This is a genomic window from Rhizobium sp. 57MFTsu3.2 (assembly GCF_012932765.1).
In the GTDB taxonomy this organism is placed as follows: domain Bacteria; phylum Pseudomonadota; class Alphaproteobacteria; order Rhizobiales; family Rhizobiaceae; genus Rhizobium; species Rhizobium altiplani.
In genome coordinates this window covers 1-2,725 of the sequence record NZ_JDWI01000073.1, presented here as the reverse complement: position 1 = coordinate 2,725, position 2,725 = coordinate 1, and the positions used below count along the sequence as shown (strand labels likewise).

Sequence of the window (2,725 nt, the reverse complement as noted above, 5' to 3'; positions counted from 1 at the left end):
CCTCTCAGATCTGATATTAGTGTCAGCACTAATGCTGGTTCTAATGCCAGAACATCGCCTAACTGGCTCGTTCAGCAAAATCCGCTCACCGGACGCTCACGGTGATTTGACGCTTGACGAATTGTGCCTCGAGCTTGCAGAGCGCGGCGTCATTGTGCATCGCTCGAGCGTTGGACGCATGGTAAGCGCGTAGGCCATCCCACGTATCTTTCGGACTGCTGATCGGCGATTTTCTGCATGAGTCATGCGGAGAATCCTATGAGCGACAGTGTGAATCACCCTCGAACCTTTGAGGTTTTGACTGCGGAGCCGGTGCGAAGACGACGCAAGCCGCGTGAGTGGTCGGACGACGAAAAGGCGCGGATCCTAGCCATGGCGCTGCAGCCTGGGGCGAACGTCTCGGCGGTTGCTCGATCTGAAGGCCTGGATCCGTCACAGCTTTATGGATGGCGTCGCACGGCACTGGCATCGGGCACTGTTGCGCCCCTGACTGAGGGAACGGGCAAGCAGAAGTTCGCGCGCGTCGAAACGGTAAGCAACGGCTCGGTCGATATTGTCATTGCGGATATGGTCGTGCGCGTCGGCGGCGATTTTGACCCCGATCACCTGGTGAGGGTTCTACGGGCGGTTCGCAAGGCATGATCGCTTCGGGTGTGGTGGTCTATGTGTCGTGCCAGCCGGTCGACTTCCGCAAGGGGGCCGCCTCGTTGATGGCGCTGGTGCGGGATGGCGGTCTCGATCCCTTCAATGGCGCACTTTACGTCTTCCGCTCGAAACGGGCCGATCGTATTCGCATCGTCTGGTGGGATGGCAGTGGTGTCTGCCTCTATTCGAAAACTTTGGAAGATCAGGGCTTCTGCTGGCCGGGCATATCGACGGCACGGATCCGTCTGGACCATTCGCAGCTGATGGCGTTGCTGGCCGGAATGGATTGGAAAAAGATCCGCCCGGCCAAGGTCAGGCGACCCTTGTTGACTGGCTGACAGCGCCTGCGGCAAGATGAATCATGGCGCTGTAATGGTTGGGAAAACGGCTGTTTTTGTGCTCTACTCATTGCCATGGATTTGCCCCCTCACGACCTGCCGGACGACGTTGACGCGCTGAAAGCGATGGTCCTCGCGATGGCGCGCGAGCAGGCTGCGAAAGAAGCCCGACTGAAGGCCGCTGAAGCTGAGATCGCCCGGCTGGAGGCGGTGGAGAAGAGCGCCAACGAGCGGATTGCCAACCTCACATCGATCCTGAAGGTTCTGCAGCGCACCCAACATGGCACCCGTTCCGAGCGACTGCGGCTTGGCGTCAACGACGAACAGGTGTCCTTTGCCTTCGAGGAAGTCGAGACCGGCCTTTCGGCAATCCAGAGCGAGCTTGATCACGCGGCCAAGGACAAGCCGAAACGGGCAGCACGTCCACGCAAGGGTTTTGCCGCTCATCTCGAACGCATCGAGGAAGTGATCGAGCCGGAGATCCCTGCTGAATACGTGGGCTTGGAAAAGGTCCTGATCGGTGAGGATCGCTCCGAACGGCTGGATGTCGTGCCGCCGAAGTTCCGTGTCATCGTGACGCGCCGCCCCAAATACACTTTCCGCGGCCACGATGGCGTGCTCCAGGCTTTGGCACCGGCGCACATCATAGAAAGCGGCCTGCCGACGGAGCGGCTGCTCGCCTATATCGCCGTCTCCAAATACTCAGACGGCCTTCCGCTTTACCGGCAGGAGGCAATCTATCTACGCGACGGTGTCGAGATCAGCCGATCGTTGATGGCCCAGTGGATGGGGCATCTGGGCTTCGAACTGCGGATATGCGCCGATTACATCCTTGAGCGCGTCAAGGAGGGTGAAAGGATCTTCGCCGACGAAACGACCTTACCCACTCTTGCGCCCGGTTCGGGGAAAGCGACGAAGGCCTGGCTTTGGGCTTATGCTCGCGATGATAGACCCTATGGTGGAACCAGCCCGCCGATGGTGGCCTATCGGTTTGAGGACAGTAGGGGCGCTGACTGCGTGGTGCGTCATCTCGCCGGATTCAGCGGCATCCTGCAAGTTGACGGCTACTCGGCCTATACCAGTCTCGCCAAGACGCGTGCCAAAGACGGCAGCAATGAAACGATCCGGCTCGCAGGATGCTGGGCGCATCTTCGCCGCAAGTTTTACGACCTTCACATCAGTGGTGTCTCAAAGGCTGCAACGGACACGATCATCGCGATGACCGAGCTGTGGCGCATCGAGGATGAGGTCCGCGGTCGGGATGCCGACAGCCGTTCCATGCTGCGTCAGGAAAAATCTGCAACCATCGTCTCCGAACTCTTTGATCTTTGGGAGAAGGAGCTGGGCAAGGTCTCTGGCAAGTCGAAGACCGCCGAAGCAATCCGTTACGCGCTCACCCGGCGCGAAGCACTGGAGTGTTTCCTGACGGACGGCCGGATCGAAATTGACTCCAATATCGTCGAGCGCGCGATCAGGCCCCAAACAATTACGAGAAAGAACAGTCTATTCGCCGGCAGCGAGGGCGGTGGACGGACGTGGGCTACGCTGGCCACGCTTCTCCAGACGGCCAAAATGAACAACGTCGATCCGCTCGACTGGCTTTCCCAGACCTTGACCCGCATTGCACAAGGCTGGCCTGTATCTGAAATCGAGGCACTTATGCCATGGAACTTCAAGCCTGACGCCATCGGCTAACCGCTTACGACGCATGTTGCACCGGCTCGGTTTGAGCCATAAAAAAA

The 2,725-nt window shown here is 59.0% G+C and carries 3 protein-coding genes; all 3 read left to right on the top strand.

The window, feature by feature from the left end:
- Positions 1-258: 258 nt before the first annotated feature.
- The 3 genes from AF71_RS31220 (at position 259) to AF71_RS31210 (ending at position 2,678) form a co-directional block, all read left to right on the top strand.
- Positions 259-642, top strand: coding sequence for a transposase (locus AF71_RS31220; RefSeq protein WP_169684544.1), 384 nt, complete (start codon positions 259-261; stop codon positions 640-642).
- Entirely contained in the window at positions 639-983 is a 345-nt protein-coding gene (tnpB, locus tag AF71_RS31215; RefSeq protein WP_007536941.1) for an IS66 family insertion sequence element accessory protein TnpB, read from the top strand. The genes AF71_RS31220 and tnpB overlap by 4 nt, the downstream gene beginning before the upstream one ends.
- Positions 984-1,058: 75 nt before the next feature.
- Positions 1,059-2,678: an IS66 family transposase gene (locus AF71_RS31210; RefSeq protein WP_169684542.1), complete on the top strand. Its 1,620-nt coding sequence runs from the start codon at positions 1,059-1,061 to the stop codon at positions 2,676-2,678.
- Positions 2,679-2,725 lie beyond the last annotated feature (47 nt).